Origin of the sequence: Candidatus Darwinibacter acetoxidans (assembly GCF_041936445.1) — a bacterium.
GTDB lineage: Bacteria > Bacillota > Limnochordia > Darwinibacteriales > Darwinibacteriaceae > DTU010.
In genome coordinates, this window is sequence record NZ_JBHGXH010000194.1 from 12633 (window position 1) to 34528 (window position 21896).

At 61.2% G+C, this 21896-nt stretch carries 22 protein-coding genes and 1 riboswitch; of the genes, 21 read left to right on the forward strand and 1 reads right to left on the reverse strand.

Features of this window, described 5'->3' with window-relative positions:
• The first annotated feature begins 127 nt into the window (after positions 1-127).
• Together ACE4YL_RS07150 and ACE4YL_RS07155 are read left to right on the forward strand one after the other, a co-directional pair.
• On the forward strand, positions 128-1876 hold the full coding sequence (locus ACE4YL_RS07150) for a DUF342 domain-containing protein (RefSeq protein WP_461365082.1): 1749 nt from the start codon (positions 128-130) through the stop codon (positions 1874-1876).
• A 141-nt stretch (positions 1877-2017) separates the two neighbouring features.
• Positions 2018-2815 (forward strand): methyl-accepting chemotaxis protein, encoded by a 798-nt coding sequence (locus tag ACE4YL_RS07155; RefSeq protein ID WP_461360093.1) that lies wholly within the window; start codon positions 2018-2020, stop codon positions 2813-2815.
• A 40-nt stretch (positions 2816-2855) separates the two neighbouring features.
• On the opposite strand, the gene ACE4YL_RS07160 is transcribed toward ACE4YL_RS07155, so the two are convergent.
• Positions 2856-3059, reverse strand: a complete 204-nt coding sequence (locus ACE4YL_RS07160; protein ID WP_461359737.1) for a hypothetical protein — start codon at positions 3057-3059, stop codon at positions 2856-2858.
• A 61-nt stretch (positions 3060-3120) separates the two neighbouring features.
• Positions 3121-3255, reverse strand: a riboswitch (cyclic di-AMP (ydaO/yuaA leader).
• 437 nt (positions 3256-3692) lie between these two features.
• On the opposite strand from ACE4YL_RS07160, the gene nuoE reads away from it, so the two are divergent.
• The 19 genes from nuoE to ACE4YL_RS07255 all read left to right on the forward strand — a co-directional run bounded on the left by nuoE (position 3693) and on the right by ACE4YL_RS07255 (position 21723).
• Positions 3693-4214: an NADH-quinone oxidoreductase subunit NuoE gene (gene nuoE, locus ACE4YL_RS07165; protein WP_461359738.1), complete on the forward strand. Its 522-nt coding sequence runs from the start codon at positions 3693-3695 to the stop codon at positions 4212-4214.
• Positions 4211-6085, forward strand: coding sequence for an NADH-quinone oxidoreductase subunit NuoF (nuoF, locus tag ACE4YL_RS07170; RefSeq protein ID WP_461359739.1), 1875 nt, complete (start codon positions 4211-4213; stop codon positions 6083-6085). Before nuoE ends, nuoF begins: the two co-directional genes overlap by 4 nt.
• A 21-nt stretch (positions 6086-6106) precedes the next feature.
• On the forward strand, positions 6107-7825 hold the full coding sequence (locus ACE4YL_RS07175; protein WP_461369440.1) for an NADH-dependent [FeFe] hydrogenase, group A6: 1719 nt from the start codon (positions 6107-6109) through the stop codon (positions 7823-7825).
• Positions 7826-7835: 10 nt separating this feature from the next.
• Complete coding sequence (locus ACE4YL_RS07180) at positions 7836-8786, forward strand: ABC transporter substrate-binding protein (protein ID WP_461369441.1); 951 nt, start codon at positions 7836-7838, stop codon at positions 8784-8786.
• Complete coding sequence (locus ACE4YL_RS07185; protein ID WP_461359742.1) at positions 8767-9543, forward strand: ABC transporter permease; 777 nt, start codon at positions 8767-8769, stop codon at positions 9541-9543. Before ACE4YL_RS07180 ends, ACE4YL_RS07185 begins: the two co-directional genes overlap by 20 nt.
• On the forward strand, positions 9540-10259 hold the full coding sequence (locus tag ACE4YL_RS07190) for an ABC transporter ATP-binding protein (RefSeq protein ID WP_461359743.1): 720 nt from the start codon (positions 9540-9542) through the stop codon (positions 10257-10259). The genes ACE4YL_RS07185 and ACE4YL_RS07190 overlap by 4 nt, the downstream gene beginning before the upstream one ends.
• Positions 10260-10344: 85 nt before the next feature.
• On the forward strand, positions 10345-11091 hold the full coding sequence (locus ACE4YL_RS07195; RefSeq protein WP_461360092.1) for a Dps family protein: 747 nt from the start codon (positions 10345-10347) through the stop codon (positions 11089-11091).
• 176 nt (positions 11092-11267) lie between these two features.
• Positions 11268-12293, forward strand: a complete 1026-nt coding sequence (locus ACE4YL_RS07200; protein ID WP_461359745.1) for a LacI family DNA-binding transcriptional regulator — start codon at positions 11268-11270, stop codon at positions 12291-12293.
• Between the two features lie 122 nt (positions 12294-12415).
• Positions 12416-14728: a glycoside hydrolase family 3 N-terminal domain-containing protein gene (locus ACE4YL_RS07205; RefSeq protein ID WP_461359746.1), complete on the forward strand. Its 2313-nt coding sequence runs from the start codon at positions 12416-12418 to the stop codon at positions 14726-14728.
• 227 nt (positions 14729-14955) lie between these two features.
• Complete coding sequence (tatA, locus tag ACE4YL_RS07210) at positions 14956-15159, forward strand: twin-arginine translocase TatA/TatE family subunit (RefSeq protein WP_461359747.1); 204 nt, start codon at positions 14956-14958, stop codon at positions 15157-15159.
• A 23-nt stretch (positions 15160-15182) separates the two neighbouring features.
• Positions 15183-15923, forward strand: a complete 741-nt coding sequence (gene tatC, locus ACE4YL_RS07215; protein WP_461359748.1) for a twin-arginine translocase subunit TatC — start codon at positions 15183-15185, stop codon at positions 15921-15923.
• 104 nt (positions 15924-16027) lie between these two features.
• Positions 16028-16774 (forward strand): C-GCAxxG-C-C family protein, encoded by a 747-nt coding sequence (locus ACE4YL_RS07220; RefSeq protein ID WP_461367012.1) that lies wholly within the window; start codon positions 16028-16030, stop codon positions 16772-16774.
• A 77-nt stretch (positions 16775-16851) separates the two neighbouring features.
• Positions 16852-17238 carry a cytochrome c maturation protein CcmE gene (locus ACE4YL_RS07225; RefSeq protein WP_461359750.1) on the forward strand — a complete coding sequence of 129 codons (387 nt, stop codon included), beginning with the start codon at positions 16852-16854 and terminating at the stop codon, positions 17236-17238.
• Positions 17238-19109 (forward strand): heme lyase CcmF/NrfE family subunit, encoded by a 1872-nt coding sequence (locus tag ACE4YL_RS07230; RefSeq protein WP_461360091.1) that lies wholly within the window; start codon positions 17238-17240, stop codon positions 19107-19109. Before ACE4YL_RS07225 ends, ACE4YL_RS07230 begins: the two co-directional genes overlap by 1 nt.
• The gene (gene ccmA, locus ACE4YL_RS07235) at positions 19088-19735 is read left to right on the forward strand and encodes a heme ABC exporter ATP-binding protein CcmA (RefSeq protein WP_461357726.1); all 648 of its coding nucleotides are present in this window, start codon (positions 19088-19090) and stop codon (positions 19733-19735) included. The genes ACE4YL_RS07230 and ccmA overlap by 22 nt, the downstream gene beginning before the upstream one ends.
• The gene (locus ACE4YL_RS07240) at positions 19728-20408 is read left to right on the forward strand and encodes a heme exporter protein CcmB (RefSeq protein WP_461357725.1); all 681 of its coding nucleotides are present in this window, start codon (positions 19728-19730) and stop codon (positions 20406-20408) included. The genes ccmA and ACE4YL_RS07240 overlap by 8 nt, the downstream gene beginning before the upstream one ends.
• A 3-nt stretch (positions 20409-20411) precedes the next feature.
• Complete coding sequence (locus tag ACE4YL_RS07245; RefSeq protein WP_461357724.1) at positions 20412-21083, forward strand: cytochrome c biogenesis protein; 672 nt, start codon at positions 20412-20414, stop codon at positions 21081-21083.
• Between the two features lie 31 nt (positions 21084-21114).
• Positions 21115-21261 (forward strand): CcmD family protein, encoded by a 147-nt coding sequence (locus ACE4YL_RS07250; RefSeq protein ID WP_461357723.1) that lies wholly within the window; start codon positions 21115-21117, stop codon positions 21259-21261.
• Positions 21262-21327: 66 nt separating this feature from the next.
• Positions 21328-21723, forward strand: a complete 396-nt coding sequence (locus ACE4YL_RS07255; RefSeq protein WP_461360090.1) for a bacteriohemerythrin — start codon at positions 21328-21330, stop codon at positions 21721-21723.
• Positions 21724-21896: the final 173 nt, after the last annotated feature.

Consider the following 21896-nt stretch of genomic DNA (forward strand, 5'->3'; position numbering starts at 1 on the left):
GCAGACTTTTTAGCGAATTTGGTATTTGAAGAGTGGGAAAGTTCCGAAAAACAGGTCTCGGTGCCATCTGAGCTGCGCCCAGCGGATCAGGAATGGCCGCCTGGCGGTTATGGGGGGCAGGCTTTTGATGCGGGAACCGCGGGGCAGGGGAGCCTGGCCCGTCTTGGTGCCCGGCCCCGGCGTGGAGGTGCGCCAGGGTGAGAGGCTCCTCACCAAGCCCACGGTGCTGGAAAGCGTGGAGGACATCTCCATCACCGTGGGGTATCAACCGCCAGTAAGTGAGTACCAGCTTACCGTTTCCCGGGACAAAATGAAAGTGATCCTGAAAACCAAGTTCCGTCCGGGAACGGTGTTCAAACTGTGCGATGCGGATTTCCAGCAGCGCCTGGTGATCAAGTCCAAACCGGCAGGAACCCTGCCCGCCAAGCCCATCGATCCCCGGCTGGTTCTGGCGGAGCTGCAGCGGGCGGGGGTTAAGGCCGAGTTCATCGATACTCAGCAGGTGATCAAAGCCTGCTTGGGGTGCTGTGATGCGGAAGTAGTGGTGGCCCAGGGCATACGGCCGCTTCCTCCCGTGGACGGCCGGGTGGAGCTGGTGTGCCAGCTCCAGTCCAGGGTGCCCAGTGTCCAGTCGGGGGATCGGGTGGACGTTTTGGACCGGGGCCGTTTCAACGCAGTGAATGCCGGGGATGTCCTGGCTTATATCCACCCTCCCGTTCCCGGGAAACCCGGGATGAACGTCTACGGCAGGGAAGTGCAGCCCCGGGCACCCCGGCCGCCGCGCTTTAGCGCCGGTCCCGGCGTGAAGCTGATCCGGGACGGAAGTGTGGCTGTTGCCGAAATCACCGGCCGGCCCATCTTCAGGGGAGGCCAGCTGCAGGTCAACCCGCAGCTGGTGGTGGACGGCAACGTGGATGTCTCCACCGGCCATGTGGAGTTCCGGGGGGATGTGGTGGTCTTCGGCGATGTGCAGGAGTCCCTCACCGTTAAGGCAGGCGGGATGGTGGAGATCAACGGCAGCGTCTACCACGCCACTGTCCTTTCCGATACCGGTGTGAAGATTGCCGGCAAGCTGATCGGCGGCACCGTGGCCGCGGGGACTAAGCAGCCCGGGCTGGCCAAGGCGGTCAAGCTTCTGCGCCGGCTGGATCGTGATTTGGAGCAGCTGCTGGCGGCCTTTGGGCAGCTGAAGGGGCAGCTGAAGGCAGAGGCCGGCGCCGTGCACGGCCGGGGGGATGGCTATCTTTTCAAGCTGCTCCTGGAGACACGCCTGGCCCATGTGCCTAAGCGCTGGGCTGAGCTGAAGGAGCTTCTGACCGGGGCTGCCGCGGAGGCGTGCGGGGAGGACTTCCTGGAATCCCTGGCGGTCCTGCGCTTTCTGGCGGACAGATTCCTGGGGGCAGCGCCCCTGGAAATCAAGGGTGCCTCCGAAGTGGAACGCTACCGCGAGCTTATGGAGGATCTCACCTCCAGGCTGGAAGAGTGCCTGGAATCAGAGGCTGATATCAGCGTGCATTACTGCCAGAACGCCAAAATCGAAGCTACAGGAAGCGTCGCCATCACCGGGCCCCTGGCCTACGACTGCGAGGTGGTGGCGGGGAACACCCTGAGGATGGCCGGGCAGTGCCGCAGCGGATCCTATACAGCCCAGTCCGCCATTTACGCCAAAACGGTGGGCTCCCAGGGGATGGGGGTGGCCACCTTGGTTGTGGGCGAAGAAGGGGTAATCGGCGCCCGCACCTTTTACCCCGGGGTGAAGCTGCGCATTGGACCCCACGAAACCACCATTGAAGAGGAATGCCGCAACCGGCAGTTCTATGTGCGGGATGGCAAGCTTATGAGCAGAACCTATCAGCCCAGGGAAACGGTGGGCTGAACACAGCTGCGGTGGGTCAAAAGGTCCGCCGCAGTTTGTTTCGCGGGAAAAATCACATAAGTTAAGAGGGAATTAACAGGCCGGAGCCGAAGATATCCATAAAACAAAAACAGCGCAAAACGAGGACAAGGGGTAATGGCCATGAGCAACCAGTCTTATCAGTTGGAGGATCTGGACTTGCAGAGCGCTCAGGAGAGAATCCGGGAGCTCGAAGAGAAGCTGGCCTGGGAGCGGAAGCTGCTGCGCACCATCATCGATAATCTACCCACTGCCATCTACGCCAAGGACACCGAAGGACGGAAGATCCTGGCCAACCGGGTGGACCTGGAAAACCAGGGCCTCACCGATGAGTCACAGGTTCTGGGCAAGACCGATTTCGACTTCTACCCGCGCCACATTGCTGAGCAGTTTTTCCGGGACGATTCCATTGTCCTGAAGCAGGGCAAGGCCATCATCGACCGGGAGGAGCTGATGGCTGAACAAAACGGCCGCGAGCGCTGGCTGCGCACGTCCAAGCTGCCCATCATCGCCGAGGATGGGAAGATCTTGGGCTTAGTCGGCTTCGGCCAGGACATCAGCCTGGAAAAACAGCTGGAGAAGGAGAACGCCGAGGCCGCCGCCCGCATCAAAGAGCAGGAAGAGATGGTGGAGGAGATGATCGCCGATCTGGAGCAGATTCCAGAGAAGATCGGCCAGCTGGTCAACTCCATCACCTATATCGCCCGGCAGACGAAGATGCTCTCCATCAACGCCACCATTGAAGCGGCTCGGTTGGGTGATTTGGGCCGGGGCTTTGAAGTGGTGGCGGAAGAAGTGGGCCAGCTTTCGGATCGTTCCAGCGAGGCGGCCACCCAGGTTAAGGAGGCCATTGCAGAAGTGGAGACTTTGGTGGGCACCATTTTAGAAGTGTGGCGCACCCGGACCCAGGTGCGGCCCTGATCCGCTTCTGCCGGAATATACAGCTGAAAAGAGCAAGAGCTCAGGACATCTGAGCTCTGTGCTGCGCTACCCGGCGGTTCATGTCCAGCCACTTCCACAGCTTGACTGGGACCCGCCGGGGTCTTTTTTTGCTGATTTTGATGGAAAGATAGGGGGCCTCGCTTAAGCCCAGCTCACCTGAGCACTTCTGGCAGTAGCTTAAGTGTGAACGATTCACTGTGAGGCAATCATGGCAGATTCTCATGCAACCATCTCCTTCCGCTTGTGTTCTGCGAACAAAAAAACGCATGCTTCTCCAGGAGAAAACATACGCTTGGTCGGCTCCTACGGGGTTAGCTGACGGGTTAGGGCTACCAAGCTGCCCCTCCTGCCCTGCCGCAAGCAGGATTCACCCCAAAAGAGATGGTTCCCCCGCTGATACTGTTCGGAGCTTTCATCTAATTGCGTTTATATTATACCCCACTGCGCGGGCAAAAGCAAGGAAGCTGGGCGTTTCCTAATAGAAGCTTCACAGATCTCCCCCAAAGATTTGACCTTCGGGCCGTTGACACCCTGGCAGCGGCCCAGTATAATGAACATGATCGTGAAAAAATTAACGAAGTCCACTGGGGGAGAGCGGCTATACCTCGCCCATCTGCCGTAATTGGAAAGATGATGTTCAGGAAACGTTACGATATCAGCAAAGGAGGGTTGCCTGGAGGATGCATGCCCGCCGCAGTTTTCTGGACAGACAAGTCAGGACGAAAAGGTAACTCAAATGGTAACTGGTGGAGCTGAAGAAGGGGCAGGATTGTCAGCACAGCTTGCGTAATGCTTGGTAAAAAAGATTTGATGAATGCACCTGTTCAGGAGAAAACGCGCAAAAGGGGTTGGAAGCATGGGATGCATATGCACTGACGGGAACCGGGAGATGCAGATCGATCTTGCACCGCTGGAGCAAATCTTAGCAGGCTACGCCAGGGAGGAGCGCTGGCTCATACCCATTCTGCAGGACGCCCAGGACGTATACGGTTACCTGCCGTTTGAGGTACTGCAGGCGATCGCCCGGCATGTGCAGGTCTCTTTCAGCAAGGTGTACGGTGTGGTCACCTTCTACACCCAGTTTCACTTAAAGCCACGGGGCCGCAATGTGATCAAGGTCTGCACAGGAACTGCCTGCCATGTGCGGGGCGGCGGCGAGGTGCTGGCGGCCCTGGAGGAAGCCCTGAGGATCAAGGCCGGGGAAACCACGCCGGATCTGGAGTTCACCCTGGAGACCGTGGCCTGCCTGGGGGCCTGCGGGCTGGCGCCTGTGATCATGGTCAATGAAGATACCCACGGCCGGGTGAATCCCGACAGCATCAAGGCGATTCTGGACAGCTACAGAAAGACAGCTCCCAGGGAGGTGGCCGCGGTATGAGTGCAGTGGCGGAGCTGAGGGAGCTGGGGAACCGGCTGAGACAGCAGTTCTCGCAAAACGGCCGGAGCAAACCCAGGATCATAGTGGGCATGGGTACCTGCGGGATTGCCGCGGGGGCCCGGGAGGTTTTTCAAGCGATTATCCAGGAAGTGGAAAACCGCAGGCTGGATGTGGTTGTGGGACAGACCGGCTGTATCGGCATGTGTCAAAAGGAACCCCTCCTGGATGTGCAGCTGCCTGGTGGCCCCCGGGTTACCTATGGCAATGTCGCGGTCAAAGACGTGCCCCGCATCATCGCCAGCCACGTGCTGAACGGGAAGATCGTGGCCGATTTGGCCGTTGCTTACTTCGCCGACGGAGGGTTTCACCTGGAAGGCATCCCCAGCTATGATCAACTGGACTTTTTCAAGAAGCAGCACAGGATCGCCCTGGCCAACTGCGGCCACATCGATCCTGAGAGCATAGATGATTACATCGCCGCAGGAGGCTACGCGGCCTGCGCCAAGGTCCTGACCGAGATGACCCCGGAAGAGGTCATTGCCGAAGTCAAAGAGGCGGGTCTGCGGGGCCGGGGGGGTGCCGGTTTTCCCACGGGCTTGAAGTGGGAGCTCACCCGCGGCACGCCCAGCGACAAGAAGTACGTCATCTGCAACGCGGATGAGGGCGATCCCGGAGCGTTCATGGACCGCAGTATCCTGGAAGGTGACCCCCACCGAGTCATCGAGGGTATGATTATCGGCGGCTATGCCATTGGAGCTAGCGAAGGCTACATCTACGTCCGGGCGGAGTATCCCCTGGCCATCAAGCGTTTGGAGATCGCCCTCCGGCAGGCCAGGGAACGGGGCTTTTTGGGCAGCAGCATCTTCGGCAGCGGCTTCAACTTCGATCTGCAGATCAAAAAGGGAGCCGGAGCCTTTGTCTGCGGAGAAGAAACTGCCCTCATGGCCTCCATTGAGGGACGGCGGGGCATGCCCAGGCCCAAACCGCCCTTCCCGTCTGTTTCCGGCCTGTGGGGAAAGCCCACCAACATCAACAACGTTGAGACCCTGGCCAACGTCGCGGAGATCATCCGCCGGGGCGCCGGGGAGTTCAACAGGATCGGTACCGAGGGGAGCACAGGCACCAAGGTGTTTGCCCTCACGGGGAAAATCGCCAACACAGGTCTGGTGGAGGTGCCCATGGGCAGTTCCCTCAGGGAAGTGATCTACGAGATCGGCGGAGGTCTGCCAAGCGGCGCCGAGCTGAAGGCGGTGCAGATCGGCGGACCCTCCGGGGGCTGCATCCCCGCGCACCTGCTGGATCTGCCCATCGACTACGCATCCCTCCAGGAAGTGGGGGCCATGATGGGTTCCGGCGGCATGGTGGTCATGGATCAGGCCACCTGCATGGTGGACGTGGCCCGCTTTTTCCTGCGCTTCACCCAAAGCGAATCCTGCGGCAAGTGCACTCCCTGCCGGGAAGGTACCAAGCGCATGCTGGAGATTTTGGACCGCATCTGCTCCAAGCAGGGGCGGGAAGGCGATCTGGAGCTCCTGCAGGAGCTCGGGGAGCACATTCAGGACACCTCCCTCTGCCAGCTGGGCGCCTCAGCCCCCAACCCGGTGCTCAGCACCCTCCAGTATTTCCGTGAAGAGTACGAAGCGCATATCCGGGACAAGCGCTGCCCGGCCAACGTCTGCGCCGGCATGCGCGCCCCCTTCGAAGTGGACCTGGCAGCGTGTATCGGCTGCGGTCTGTGCGCCAGGCTCTGTCCTGTGGGCGCGGTGAGCGGCGAACGGCGCAAGCCCCACAGAATCGATGCGGAGCTGTGCATTTCCTGCGGAGCCTGTGCCGAGAAGTGTCCGGTGCGGGCCATTGCCCAGGGCGCTTAGGCTGGAGAAAGGAGTAGTGTCATGAGCAAGATCAGCTTAACCATAGATGGTTTGACCGTTGAGGTGGAGCAGGGGACAACCATCCTGGAGGCGGCCCGGTTCCTGGGCATCGAGATTCCCACCCTCTGCCACCATCCGGATCTTTCAGTACACGGTTCCTGCCGGGTCTGTATGGTGGAAGATGTGCAGACGGGCAGACTCCTCGCCTCCTGCGCAGTGGAGGCCGCGGAGGGGATGGTGATCAGCACCCGCAGCAGCCGGGCCCGCCGGGCGCGCCGGCGCAATGTGGAACTGATTTTGGCCAACCATCCCCAAGACTGCTTAAGCTGCTACCGCAGCGGCAGCTGTGAACTGCAGGAGATCTCCTACAAGCTGGGGGTAAACAGTGAAGATGTGGCCAGGATCCGGGGGGAAAACCGCAGCCTGCCCCTGGACGAGCTGGGCCCAGCCTTAAGGAGGGACCCCAACAAGTGCATCCTCTGCGGGCGCTGCGTGCGGGTGTGCGAAGAAGTGCAGGGCGTATCGGCCCTGGCCTTTGCCGGCCGCGGCTTTTCCGCCACAGTGACCACCGCCTTCGATCTGCCCATGGCGGAGATCAACTGCGCCAACTGCGGCCAGTGCGCTGCCGTATGTCCGGTGGGCGCCATCACCGAAGTGAGCGAAATCGACGCGGTGTGGCAGGCCCTGGAAGATGAGGACAAGTTCGTGGTGGTGCAGACCGCCCCCTCCATCCAGGCCACCATTGGAGAGGAGTTCGGCCTGGAGCCGGGGACGGTGGTCACGGGCCAGCTGGTCACCGCCCTGCGGCTGCTCGGCTTTGACCGGGTCTTTTCCACGGAGTTCAGCGCCGACCTCACCATCATGGAGGAAGGGCGGGAGTTCGTGGCCCGGATCCAGGGAAACAAGCGGCTTCCCCACATCACATCCTGCTGCCCGGGCTGGGTGAAGTTCGCGGAGCACAACTACCCTGACCTTTTGGAGCACCTATCCTCGGCCAAATCCCCGCAGCAGATGTTCTCCACCCTGGCCAAAACCTATTACGCCCAGAAGATCGGCATCGACCCTGCTAAGGTCTTCACCGTGTCGGTGATGCCCTGCACGGCCAAGAAGTTTGAGAAAGACAGGGAGGAGCACCGCGACAGCGGCTTCCAGGATACCGATGCGGTGCTCACCACCAGGGAACTGGCCCGCATGATCAAAGAGGTGGGCATCGACTTTGCCAACCTCCCTCCCGGCGCCTACGATTCCATCCTGGGCAGCCAGTCGGGTGCGGCTACCTTGTTTGGCACCACAGGGGGCGTTACGGAAGCGGCCCTGCGCACGGTGAAGGAACTGCTCACCGGCGAACCGCTGGAGCGGTTGGAATTGGGCTTTGTGGGCATCAAGCGGGCTGAGGTGGAAATCGGCGGCCGCACGTTCAAGATCGCCGTGGTGAGCGGCTTGGCGGAGGCGTCCCGGCTCCTGGACGAGGTGCGTGCCGGCCGGTCCGATCTGGACTGGATCGAGATCATGGCCTGTCCCCACGGCTGTGTAGGGGGAGGGGGACAGCCCCTGCCCAACAGCCAGGAGAACAAGGACAAGCGGGCCCGGGGCCTGGCCCAGATCGACCGGCACCAGACCATCCGCAAATCCCATGAGAACCCGGAGATCCTGGAGCTGTACCGGGAGTTTCTCGGCCAGCCCTTAGGCGGTACCTCCCACGAGCTCCTGCACACCAGCTACCAGGCGCGGGCCAGATAGGAGGGAGCCCATGATCAGGCGCAGCTCTCCCATCCTGTTCTTCGCGTTCCTTGCCATGCTTTTCCTGCCGGGGAACCTGGCTGCTGCCGAGGCCGGCGCGATCCGCATCCAGGGGCCCCCCGCGGTGGGGCTTCTGCCCCTGCTCTGGCTGGAAGAAGAGGGCCTTTTAGACGCCGTGGACCTGGAGATCTTCATCTCCCAGGACCACCAGCGGGGTATTGCCCTTGTGGCCAGCGGCGATCTGGATTTCCTGGTCACCGGGGTCAATGTGGGCGCCAAGGCCTATAACCGGGGAGTGGACCTCCAACTTGTCAACACCAACACCTGGGGCATTGATTACCTCCTCACCGCGGGCTTCGCCCCGGAGGGCTGGGCTGATCTGGAAGGGAGGACCCTCTGCCTGCCCCTGCAGGGGGGACCGTTGGACTTCCTGGCCCGCTACCTTCTGGTGCAAAACGGGGCGGAGCCTGGCAGGGTGGAGTTTGTCTACCTTCCCTCCAACAATGGGGCCAGAACCTTCCAGCTGGGCCGGGTGGATGCCATCATCCTGCCGGAGCCGCTGGTCACCATCACTTTGAACAGCTTTCCAGAGGCCCATCTCTCCTTTGACATGCAAAAGGAATGGGGAAAGCTGCACGGAGATGAGCGCATCCCCTTTGTGGGACTGTTTGTGCGGGGCAGCTTCGCCCGGGAGCAGCCGGAGCTAACTGCCCAAATCGCCCGCCTCTACCGGGAGGGGGTGGAGTGGGTGCAGGCCCATCCCCTGGAAGCCTCCGCCCTGGCGGAGCGGCATTTCGGCCAGAATGCGGCGATTTTCCGGCAGTCACTGGACCGCATCCACTTCCAGGTCTATCCCCGGGAGGAGGCCCGGGACCTTATCGAACTGTTCTTCGGCGAAATCATGGATTTCTTCCCCGAGATGATAGGTGGTCAGCTGCCCGATGACAGCTTTTATTTCTAAACACCGGCAGGAGCTGAGAAGAATACTCGCGGGGCTTTTGGGCCCCGCCGCCGTGCTCGCGCTCTGGAGCGGCCTGGCCCGGTACTACCATCCCATGATCCTCCCTTCGCCGGGGGAGACCTGGCGGGCGCTGGTGACCCTCTGGCGGGAGGGCAGCCTGCTGGGCAGCGTTGCCATCACCCTGCGCCGCACGGTGTGGGGCTATGCCCTAGCGCTCTTAGCCGGCTTCAGTCTGGCCGCCCTGACCAAAGGGACAGCTTTCTGGCGGGCGCTGCTTCGGCCCATCCTGGCCATCGTGCAGATCATTCCTCCGGTGGTCTGGACCATTCTGGCGGTGATCTGGTTTGGAGTGGCCAGCCAGAGCGCGCCCATCTTCCTCATCTTCATGGTCACCCTGCCGTTGAGTTTTGCCAACACCGCGGCGAGTCTGGACAGCATCGACGGCCGGCTGGTGGAGATGGCCCAGGTGTACCGCTGCAGCCGGCGCCAGATCGTCACCCAGCTCTACCTGCCTGCCCTTCTGCCCCAGCTGGCCAACACGGTGAGTGTGGGCTTTTCCTTTGCCTGGAAGGCCGCGATTTTCGCCGAGTTCATGGGCAGCACAAGCGGGGTGGGCTTTCTGCTCAGCACCGCCAACAGCAACCTGGAGACGGAAAAGGTGTTCGCCTGGGTGCTGGTCCTGATCGCCGTGATGCTGGTGTGCGAATACGGGCTGCTGCTTCCCTTGAAGCGCCGCGCCGAGAGGTGGTGGGCATGAAACAGACGGTTCTGGAGTTTCACGGGGTGTACAAGGAATTCACCTCGGCGGGGGGCAGGCTCCAGGTGGTGGAGGATTTTTCCCTGGCCCTGGCGCCGGGGGAGATCGCGGCCTTGGTGGGGCCCTCGGGCTGCGGAAAGACCACCCTGCTCAACCTGGCCGCGGGAATTCTCCGGCCCACCAGGGGCAGGGTAAGCGTAGGGGCCGGGGTGCGCCTCGGCTACGTGTTTCAAGAGCCGCGGCTTCTGCCCTGGAAGACGGTGGAGGAGAACATCCGCTTTGTCCAGGAAGGCTTGTTTCCGGGCAGCAGAGGTGCAGCTCTGCGCCGCCAGATCCTGGAGCAGGTGGGGCTGACCGTTTTCCGCGGGGCCTATCCCCGGGAGCTCAGCGGCGGCATGAAGCAGCGGGTGGAGCTGGCCAGGGCCCTGGCGGTCCAGCCCGATCTTCTGCTTTTGGACGAGCCCTTCAAGTCCCTGGATGGAGAGGCCAAAGGCGAGCTGCAGCAGCTGCTTAAGGCCGCGCATAGGCAGGCGGGCTTTGCCGCGCTGCTGGTCACCCACGACCCGGACGAGGCGGTGCTCCTCGCGGACCGGGCGGTGGTGCTCTCGCCCCGCCCTGCCAGGACTCTCCAGGAGCTGGATCTGCAGGCCTCCAGGGGAAGGAGCGGCTGGGAGGTGGCCGCGGCCATCCGGGTGCTGCTGGACCAGGCGGGGTGAGGCCCGCTGCCTTTCCCTTCCGCATATTATTCTCCCCAGCTGGGAAACTACTAGGGAACAACCTACGCGGAAAGGGAGGAAGACTATGCCGGAAAACCTGCAGCCGCCTACACCTACTATGCAGGATATGGAGATTGTTTCCCAGGACCTCAAGGCCTTCGACGGCCGGTTCAAGCTGGATAAGTACGGCTTTGATCCCCAGATGCCTGGGCATGCCACCGAACACCAGATGATTGTGCGCCAGCAGCCCCGCACCGCCAAGAAGGTGGGCTGCGGGATCAGCCTGCCCCTGGAAGTGCGGCAGGAAATAGCTCTTATGCTGGATGAACACCAGTGCGCGCTCACTGTGGCCCTCCACCAGTACAACAAGCACCACTGGCTGAGCGAGGGGGCCGAAGGCTTCATCAGCCTGCACCACCTCCTGGAGGAACACATTGAAAAGACCATGAAGCACATCGACGATGTGGGTGAGCGGGTGGCCCGGCTGGGTATGGTGCCCACCGCCCATCCCGTGGCCCAGCACGAGCTGTCCTACATCAAATGCGAACCGGAGGGCAGGTATTCCATCCGGGACTTCCTGCGCAACGATCTGGAACACGAGCTGAAAATCCAGCAGATGCTGCGCAAGACCATTGAGCGGGCCCACCAGCTCAAGGACTACGGCACTGTGGAGGTCCTGGAAGATATTCTGGTGGAACGGGAAGATTTGGGCTACCACCTCTACAGCGTGCTGGAGGATGATACACTGGTGAGGGGCATGGAGCATCTGATCTTCCAGTCGGGGAACATCGCCGGTGACCGCCCCATGGATCCCCGCACACCCCTCCAGTAGCGAAGCAGTCAACTAAATAGAACAGAGCTGGCAGGGCCGGTCTTCCCCAGGGAGACCGGCCCTTTGCCGCGCCCGGCTTTCCTGGACGGGCCTGAAACATTTGAAACAAGGCAGGAAAAGGGGGTTAAGCACAGAAGAACTTTAGTGAAAGAATGTAAACTGTTGAGGAGGAGCCTATGGTTACCATGAGGGATATCGCCCAGCGCGCGGGTACTTCCCTGGCCACGGTGAGCCGGGTCCTGAACGGGCATCAGACGGCCAACGCAGCAGTGGCGGCCAGGGTTTTGGAAGTGGCGGCGGAACTGGGCTATGAGAAAAGGACAGGGAAAAAGCTGAAACAAACCTTGGCTGTACTGGTCACTTGGCCCAGCACCTCGCCCACCCAGACCCTGCGGGACAGCCAGTACGCCATGATGTTCCTGCATCCCATCTACGTGGCTGCCGAACGCCTCGGTTATCACCTGGTCTTTCATTTTGGCACGCCCGAAGGGAAACTTTCCTCCTTCCTGCGCTGGGAGATAGCCACCAAGCAGTTTGAGGGTGCCCTGATTGTGGGCAGCTACTACGACATGGAGCACACCTACGTGAAGCACCTGCGCACCGCGGGTATCCCCTTCTTCCACCTGACCATGCCCCCGGTGGATATGGAGGGGCCCTTCAGCTATGTGGCGGTGGATGATTATGCCGGAGGCTACCGGGCAGGGGAGCACCTGGCCCGGCTGGGCTGCCGCAGGGTGCTGCATATTGCCGGGCCCAAAGACTCCCGGGATGCCCTGGAACGGCAGAAGGGCTTTCTCCAGGCCTGCCGGGATCACGGCCTGGAAAACCGGCAGATCATAGTCTATCAGGGAGATTTTCATGAACCCGCCGGCGAGCGCTGCGGCTACTACCTGCTCAAGCAGGGGCAGATGCCCGACGGCATTTTCGCGGCCAATGACATGATGGCCATCGGCTGCATGCGGGTTCTGCAGGAGGCGGGGGTGAAGATACCGGAGGATGTGCGCATGGTGGGCTTCGATGATATTGTCCTCGCCTCCTACGTTGAGCCGAGCCTCACCACCATCCGGGTCCCCTATGAAGACCTGGCCCGCATAGCCACGGAGGAGCTGGTGAAACAGATTGAGTATCCCATGCGCAAAACGATCAAGGTCCGCCTGGAAGCGGAACTGGTGGTCAGGCGCTCGTGCGGTGGAAAAGGCTAGGGAGGTGGTTTAAGCTACACTGACTCTGGCGGCGCAGCCGCAGATGACCTGGTTGTCCTGGAGGAGCAAGTTCTATGACAGCAGGCCCTGAAAGGCCAGCCTGCGGGAGAAGGAGGAAAAAGGTGAGAGCAAAGCTGATCAAGGAGGAACACCTGGCCAGAGCAGAAGAGTTGGTGCAGCAGATGACCCTTGAGGAAAAGGTGGCCCAGCTGGGTTCCTTCGGGCCCCAGCAGCTGCTGGAAAACGGCCGCCTGAGCCAGGAGGGGAAAAAACTTCTCAGCCGGGGCATCGGCCAGATCTCGCGCCTGGCCGGCGCCAGCGACCTGGGGCCGGAGGAAGCGGCCCGGGCGGCCAATGAAATTCAAGAATATCTGCTGAAGGAGACCCGTTTGGGTATCCCCGCGCTCATGCATGAAGAATGCCTTTCGGGCTACATGGCCAAAGGGGGAACCACATTCCCCCAGAGCATCGGTATGGCGGCCACCTTTGACCCGGGTCTGATGGAGCGGGTTACCACCGTGATCCGGGAGCAGATGCGGGCTGTGGGAGCCCATCTGGGGCTGTCGCCTGTGTTAGATCTGGCCCGGGATTTCCGCTGGGGCCGGGTGGAGGAGACCTTCGGCGAAGACCCCTACCTGGTTGGGGCCATGGCTGCGGCTTACGTGCGGGGCCTGCACGGGCCTAACCTGGCGGAGGGCATCGCCGCTACCTTGAAGCACTTCGCCGGCCACGGCGTGTGCGAGGGAGGGCGCAACCACGCCCCGGTGCACCTGTCTGAATTTGAAATGCGGGAGCAGCACCTGCTGCCCTTTGAGGCGGTGGTGAAGCACGAAGGTGTGCTCTCGGTGATGAACGCCTACCACGACTGGGACGGAGTGCCCTGCGCCGCGTCCCGCAAGCTGCTCACGGAGATCCTGCGGGATGAGTGGGGTTTTGAGGGGGTTGTGGTTTCCGACTACTGGAGCATCCCCATGCTGAATACGGACCACCGCATCTCGCCCGATGAAAAGATCTCGGCCCTGCTGGCCCTCGCGGCGGGGCTGGATGTGGAACTGCCCCACACCCAGTGCTATGGGGAACAGCTTATCCAGGCTGTGCAGGAGGGGCTCGTCTCAGAAGAGCTGATCGACCTGTCGGTGAAGCGGCACCTGGCCGTGAAACTTGCCCTGGGCATCTTCGACAGGCCCATGGTGGCCGCAGTGGTGGAGGCGGAGCAGTTTGAAACGCCGGCCCAGCGGGAGCTGGCCAGGGAAGCGGCCCGCCGCTCCATGGTGCTTTTGAAAAACGAAGGCGGGCTTCTGCCCCTGCGCAAGGACCTGGCTTCCCTGGCGGTGATCGGCCCCAACGCGGCTTCCACCCGCAACCTCTTGGGGGACTACGCCTACAGCGCCCATGTGAACAGGGCCGAGGATGCGGTGCGCATCGTGAGCGTCCTGGAAGGGATCAAAGCAGCGGTGAGCCCCGAGACCCAGGTGCACTATGAGGAGGGCTGCACCATTTTGGGCCAGGATCGCTCCGGTATCCCCAAGGCGGTGGAGGCGGCCCGGCAGGCGGATGCGGTGATTTTGGTTGTGGGCGGCAGGTCCGGCCTATCTGGTGTGAACACCCTCAGCGAAGACGAACGCTACATGAGCGGCGAGCTGTCCGGTGACCAGCTGGATTCCGACGGCGAGTTCCAGGACCGCACCGATTTGGATCTCCCCGGCGTCCAGCGGGAGCTGGTGGAGCAGGTGCTGGCGGTGGGCAAGCCCACGGTGGTGGTCCTGGTGAACGGACGGCCCCTGGCCCTGCCCTGGCTGCACAAGCAGGCGCCGGCCATCCTAGAGGCCTGGCTGCCTGGGGAAGAGGGCGGCCATGCGGTTGCGGACATCCTGTTTGGGGATTACACCCCCGGCGGGCGCCTGCCGGTATCCATTCCCCAGGATGTGGGGCAGCTGCCCGTGCACTACAACCGCAAGTACATCTCCAAAAACCGCCACTACCTGACCATGAGCAGTAGACCCCTGTATCCCTTCGGCTACGGTTTGTCCTACACCAGCTTTGAGTACGGAGACTTCGCCGCGGCCTTCCAAGGTGAGGAACTGGTGGTATCCTGCAGCATTACCAATACCGGAGACCGCGGGGGACACGAAGTGGCCCAGCTGTACGTCGCGGACCGGGTGGCCTCCCGGGTGCGGCCTACCCTGGAGCTGAAGGGCTTCCAAGCGGTGTACCTGGAGCCCGGGGAGAGCAAACGCCTCACCTTCCGGGTGCCCCTGGAGCTGCTCTCCTTCTTGAACGAACTGGGGCAGTGGATCACCGAGCCCGGTGAGTTCTGGGTGGCGGTGGGACGCTCTTCGGAAGAGTTCCCCTTGGAGACGGTGCTCACTTTAGAAGGCGGACTCAGGCGCTATCCCCAGCGGCAGGTCTTCTTCAGCACCTGCACCGTGGAATAAGCTGATTCTTGCTGGTAGCGGTCCGCTCCCCATGGGGGGCGGGCCTCCATTTGTTAAGCGCATGTTAGGGAGAAGTGGGTGGCGAACGGTCCCGGAAAGGGGAGATGGAACCCTGGCGCCCGCTTCAGCAGGCCTTTCCCCCGGTGCAGGGGATGTTTGTAAAAGGTTTCACAAAAATGGCCGGGAAGCATTGACATAAAAATTTCTAAATGATAGGCTGGTAGCAGATGGAACGGCTTTGGGAAGGAGGCGATAGCGTGGGGAGGATTGGCATCGGTGAGCTGATCCTGATTCTGGTGTTGGCTCTGATCATCTTTGGACCTGCCAAACTGCCTGAGATCGGCAAAGCGGTGGGCAGGGGTCTGCGGGAGTTTAAAAACGCAGCTAAAGGACTTGATTCAGCTGGGGAAGAGGACAACAAAAGTGCCTGAAGGCTTAAGTTCGGTGGATGTCTATGTTCAAGCGGCAGAGAAGTGCGCATAGCGACGGAGCAGGCATGACCCTTGTGGAGCATTTAGCGGAGCTGAGGCGCCGCATCATCATCAGTGTTCTGGCTCTGGCCCTGGGCGTGGTGGTGGGTTTCTACTATTCCTCCCCCATGGTCCAGTTCCTCTTGCGGCTCCCGGGGGAGCTGGTCTACCTCTATCCCGGTGAAGCCTTTTTTGTGCACCTGGAAGTGGCTTTGGTGGTGGGGATCGTCCTCAGTTCACCGGTTGTCCTCTACCAGGTGGTCCGCTTTATCGCACCCGGGCTTTTGGCCCAAGAGAAGCGCATCCTCCAGGTGGGCCTGCCCGCGGCTTTGCTGATGTTTGCCGGGGGTACAGTCTTTGCCTACCAGGTGATCCTTCCTTTGGCCTACAGGTTCTTCCTGGGTTTTGGCACCGAGTCGCTGACGCCCATGATCTCCATCGGCAATTACGTATCCTTCGTGATCCGTTTAGTTCTCCCCTTTGGACTGGTGTTTCAGCTGCCCTTGATCGTACTCCTCTTCACCAGCATCGGCATCCTCAGCCCGGAGATCCTGGTGAAGTACAGGAAGTACATCGTTTTGGTTGTTTTCATCACTGCTGCTGTGCTCACCCCGCCGGATGTTATCTCCCAGACGTTCATGGCCGTACCCATGGTGCTGCTTTACGAGGTGAGCATCCTCTTGGCTAGGATGGTGGTGCGCCGAAGGAAGGCCCGCCGGGGCTGAGTAAATTTTTGACGAGGTTTGTGAACGTCAGCACTTTAGCGTTCTGCAACTAACTGGGGAATCTTTGAGTAAGATTCAATACATACATATGGAGGCGGATGCAGATGGAAGCAAAGAAAAAACTACTTACCCGGAGAGACTTTTTGGTCAGTGCCGGGGGAGCCGCGGCCGGTTTGGCCCTGGCCACCAGCGGTCTGGGGATCCTCACGCCCAAGGCGGAAGGAGCTATGGTGGATCTGCCTGAATATCCCTGGACTGAGTACTTCAACAAGCCCCTGGATGTGGAGCGGGTGCGCCATTTAGGTGCGGAAAACTACCGGGCCGGTCAGGGTTGCAGCGAAGGGGCGTTCCGGGCCCTCCTGACAGAGCTGGGTGAACCCTTCAGCTTCATACCTCCCCAGCTGATGAACTTCGGCAAGGGCGGAGTCGTGGCCTGGGGAACCCTCTGCGGAGCGCTCAACGGTGCCTGCGCCGCCGTGTCCCTGGTGTACGGCGGACAGCCCATGACCCTCATCGTCAACGAGCTTATGGCCTGGTACAGCGCAACTCCGCTGCCCTTGGAAGCCGAACACCGCAGCGTGGCCGGCAATCCGCTCTGCCATGCGTCCATCGCCAATTGGTGCAAGGTTTCCGGCAAGAAGGCCAGCGAGAGGGGACCGCGCTGCGCAGCCCTCACCGGTGATGTTGCGGCCCAGGCTGCCCTGTACATGAACCAGATGCTGGAGGGCACCTTTGTTCCGGTCTTCGCCATGTCTGAGGAAACCAAGGCCTGCTACGACTGCCACGTAGGCGGCTTTGCCGACGACACTCTGGGCAAGATGGACTGCAAAGGCTGCCACGAAGGCCACTAAGGCTTTACGAGCGTACTTCTGGGGAGAGCGTCTCGTACGCTTTCCCCAGTTCACTTCTTTGATGTGGAGTAGGTGCTATGGCCAAGAAGAAACTGCGGGTTGTGATCTTTGCACTTATACCGGTGCTGGTGTTGGTGCTGCTGGCCTTCCGGGCCTTTGAGCATTCCGCCGCTTATTACTACACCATCTCTGAAGCCAAGGAGCTGCAGGCCGAGGCGCAGAAGCTGCGCATTAAGGGCCAGGTGGTGAAGGACAGCGTCCATTACGATCCCAGTATTCCCCTTTTGGAGTTTGCCCTTGCGGATCAAGCTGCCCAGATCGATGTTATTTATGGGGGAGTGCTGCCGGACAATTTCCACCACGCCCAGGAGGTGATTGTGGAGGGGAAGTTCACCTCCGGGGGGGAGTTTATGGTGAGCAAGCTGATGCTCCAGTGCCCATCCAAATATGAAGGAGAAGAATAGTGCGCGACCTAGGACTTATTTCCCTTTATCTATCCTGCGCGGCAGCCCTTTGGGCAGTCTATGCCGGGGCCCGGGGGGAGGCCAAGGCTCGCCGGGTAAACCTAGTTTCCATTCTTACCGCGGGCCTCAGCACCCTGACTTTGGTGTTCTGCTTTTTGACCGATGATTTCCGGCTGGCCTATGTGGCCCGCAACTCGGCGCGCAGCCTGCCGGTGCTCTACAAAATCAGCGCCCTCTGGGCCGGCCAGAGCGGTTCGCTCCTTTTGTGGCTTCTGATCCTTTCCTTCTATTCTTTCGCCGTGCAGCGCAGCCGCCCGCTGCGGGAAGGGGGGCTGGATCTTAGGGTGAACGCCATCCTGGGCGCGGTGAGGGCGGTTTTTGCTCTCCTGCTGCTGTTTGTCAGTTCGCCCTTTGAGCTCCTGGCTGACCCGCCCTACAGCGGCGCGGGGCTCAACCCCATGCTGCAGAGTCTGGGCATGGTGGTCCATCCCCCGCTCCTTTTTGCCGGCTTCAGCGGCTTTGCGGTCCCCTTTGCCCTGGCCGCCGCGCAGCTGTGGCCCGGGGACAGCTCCGGGCGCTGGCTGGAATTGGCCCGGCCCTGGGCCCTCACGGCCTGGCTCTTTCTGACCGCGGGCATAGTCACCGGCGGCCAGTGGGCCTACAGCGAACTGGGCTGGGGGGGCTACTGGGCCTGGGACCCGGTGGAAAACGCCTCCCTTTTGCCTTGGTTCACCGGCACAGCCTTGGTGCACACCCTGCTTTTGGGTAGGGGACAGCCCGGCGGTCAGTGGTGGGGTTATCTGCTCAGCGCGCTCACCTTTGTGCTCACCATCTTCGGCACCTTCCTCACCAGAAGCGGTGTTTTGGATTCGGTGCACGCCTTTTCCGGAGGGGTTCTGGGATCCATCTTCCTAGGGGTCTTGGGGGCCCTGGCGGCTTTTGCGGCTTGGCTGGCCTGGGTCCGCCGCACCAGCCTGCAGGGTGCAGGGCCTGGGGAAGAGCGCCCTGCGGCGCTGGCTTCCGGCATCAAGCTGGGGAACTTCCTGCTCCTGCTCCTTGCGGGGGCGGTCTTTGCCGGCACCATGTTTCCCGTTCTCTCCCGGGTCTTGGTGGGGAGGGAGATCGTGCTGGATGAGGGGTTTTTCAACCAGGTGACCGTTCCCCTCTTTTTACCGCTCCTCCTGCTCATGGGCTCAGCTCCCCTGCTAACCCCACATACAGCAGGCTTCTTGGGGATTCTGCGGCGCGCCTGGTTTCCTGCGCTCTGCGGCGCTTTGACCGGGCTGGCGGTGCATTTTACCCTGGGGGGAGGATCAGCTCCTGCCCTGGCTTTGGCCGTGGCCGCCTTCGGTCTGGTGACCCACTTGGGAACGCTGCTTAGGCGGAAGGGCCCCCTCAAACCCGGGAGCATCCTGGTGCATGTGGGCGTTCTTCTCATGCTCATCGGCATTGCCGGCTCATCATCCTATACCGACAGCCTCTATGTGTCGGTGGAGCCCGGGGATGAGGTGGCCTTTGCCGGATACATCCTGACCTATCCTGGGCTCAGGGCCCGCTACGGCGCTGACCGCTACACCGTGGGTACCACCCTGAGCATCAGCAAGAACGGCCGGGAAGTGGGCCAGCTCACCGCGGAGAAGACCTTGTGGGAGAACCGCAGCCAGCCCTCGACGGAGGTGGGTATTTTCAGCCGCCTCAAGGAAGATCTCTATCTTAACTTGGCCGGCTGGCAGGGCCAGACCGTACAGCTGCACCTGCAGCGTTTTGCCCTGGTGAGCTGGATCTGGTTTGGTTCCTTTGTGGTCTATCTCGGTGCCCTAGGGGCGCTTTTGGACAAGCAGGTGAAGGTGTGGCAGCGAAGAACGTTTTAACAGTCAGGAATCTCCGCAAACAGCTGGGGGCTAAAGAGATCCTCAAAGGGATCTCCTTCCAGGCGGCCTCGGGAGAACTGGTGGCGGTCACCGGCCCCAACGGGGCGGGGAAGACCACCTTGCTTCGGCTCATCGCGGGGCTCATGCCCCCAAGCGGCGGTGAGGTCCTCTGGAACGGAGCGCGCCTGGGGCTGGAGCACCGCCTGGTGGGGTATGTATCCCATCAGCCCATGCTCTACGGCAGCCTCTCGGTCCAGGAGAACCTGGCCTTCTTTGGCGGGATGTACGGCACCCTAAGCCAAGACCGGCTCCAAGAGCTTCTGGAACTGGTGGGGCTGTGGCGCTACCGCTTGGAACCGGCCGCGGTTTTGTCCCGGGGGATGCAGCAGCGCCTGGCCATTGCCCGGGCCCTCATGGGTGAACCTGCCCTGCTGCTCTACGATGAGCCCTTTACCAGCCTGGATGTGGATGGGCGCCAGATCCTGCGGGGGATTTTGGAGCACAGGCGGCCCCGGGCTCTCCAGCTTCTGATCACCCACGAACTGGAGCACCTGGCGGGTCTGCCTTTCCGGGAAATCAGGTTGGAAGCTGGCCGCATTGTACCAGGGGGGGATGCCAGTGCTTAAGTTTGGCCGCCGGATCCTGCTCATCTACCGCAAGGACCTCCAGGACGAGCTGCGCAGCACCGACCATCTGCTTTCCACTTTGGTGTTTGGCACCATGCTCGTTTTCGTGTTCAGTTTCGCCTTGGAGCTGGCGGATGTCGGCACAGAGCAGATCTTCCCCGCGGTGCTGTGGGTGAGCATTTTTTTCATGTCCGTTTTGGCCCTGCAGCGCTCCTTTGCCAAAGAGCGGGAGTACGGTGCCCTGGACGCCCTGCTTTTGGCCAGCGGCGAGCGGAGTGTGCTCTTTTACGCCAAGTTCCTCTTCAGCCTGACCGTGCTGCTCCTTTTGGAGCTGGTTGTGGTCCCCCTCCTTTGGATCTTCCTGGACGTGGGGGTGGGCAGCGCCAGCCTCTGGTTTTTCCTCGCGGCAGTGCTGGCCGGCAGCTGGGGCCTGGCCGCGGTGGGTACGCTGCTCAACGGGATCACCGTGCAGCTGCCCGGTGCGCGGCTGCTCTTTCCCATCTTGGCCTTCCCGCTGTTGATCCCCCTGCTCATGGGCGCTATTCTCTGCACCCAAGGGGCCCTGAGCGGGCAGGTGCAGGCGGTTTTAGGCTGGTTTTACCTGCTGCTGGTTTTCGATCTGCTCTTTACCGTCCTGCCGCTTCTGCTTTTTGATTACATCCTGGAGGGTTAGCCCATGAAAGATGCGCTGAAGAGCCCCTTCTTCTGGGGTTTCACCCTGCTCATGCTGCTTGCGCTGAGCGTGATCGTCTACTACGCCCCTGTGGAAAGGACCATGGGCCTGGTACAGAAGGTCTTCTATTTCCACGTGGCTTCGGCCTGGGTGGGGCTTGTGGCCCATACGGTGGTCTTTGCCGCCAGCATACTCTACCTCTGGAAGCGCAGTGGAGGCAGCGACCGGCTGGCCCGGGCTTCCGCGGAAATTGGTACAGTGTTCATCAGCTGCACGCTGCTCACGGGGCCCCTCTGGGCCTATCCCATCTGGAACACCTGGTGGACCTGGGATCCCCGGCTCACCACCACGCTGGTACTCTGGTTCATGTACGCGGCCTACATTGCCCTCCACGGCGGGGGTGCAAGCGAAGCCAGGAAGCGCCTGGCGGCTGTGTACGGCATTATCTGTTTTATCAATGTGCCGCTGGTCTTCTTCTCCACCCGCTGGTGGCGCTCCATCCATCCCGTGGTGATCTCCAGCGAGGGCATCGCCCTCACCCCCAAGATGCGGGTGGCTATGTTTGTGAGCGTGGGAGTCTTTTCTGTTTTATACTTCTATCTTCTGCGGCTGCGCATGAAGTCGCTGGAGCTGCAGGAGAGGGTGCGGCACCTCAAGGCGCAGCTTTTAGCCTAGGTTTCTAGTCCTTTGGGAAGGTGGGATCGCAATGGCATTTTTCGTGGCAGGCTATCTGGTGGTGTGGGCGCTGGTTTTCCTCTACACCTCTTTTCTCTACAACGGCCAGCGCAAGCTGGAACAGGAGCTCGCTTTCCTGGAAGAGCTGGTTGGGAAGCAGGCCGACCTCCCCTGTTGAGCATTCACCGGCTTTGTGGTAGGATAATCTTAACTTGCTCCATAATTTACTAAGGGAGGTTGACCCATGCCGTGGCATCCGTCTTTGTCCGTGGGAATTGAGCTCATCGACGAGCAGCACAAGGAATGGTTTAACCGGGCAGAACGTCTTTTTGATGCGGGTAAAAAGGGCCAAGCCAAGGAGTACATAGGTGAGCTTTTGGAGTTCTTGGACAGCTACACCAAAAAGCACTTCGCCGACGAGGAAAGGTACATGCGCCAGCTAAACTACCCCGGCCTGGAAGAGCAGAAAAAGGCCCACGCGGCCTTCATCGCCCAGCTGGCCAAACTGCGGGAGGACTACGACGCCTCCGGGGGCAGCATTTCCGTGATCATCAACGCTAATAAGATCGTCATTGACTGGCTCACCAAGCACATCTCCAACATGGACCGGCAGATCGGGGAGTTTGTGCGCAGTAAGTGAGTTCTGCAAAGAGGGAACGCTTTTGGGCGTTCCTTTTGCGGTGCGCCCGGCATGTCTACCGAGCCGATGGGTTGAGAGAAACCCTACCGCCCAACCAGCGGGAAGGTAACCAGCAGGCAAGGGCGCCACTGGCAACAGTGGGGTCTGGAGGAAGCCGAGGGGGTGCCTTGGAA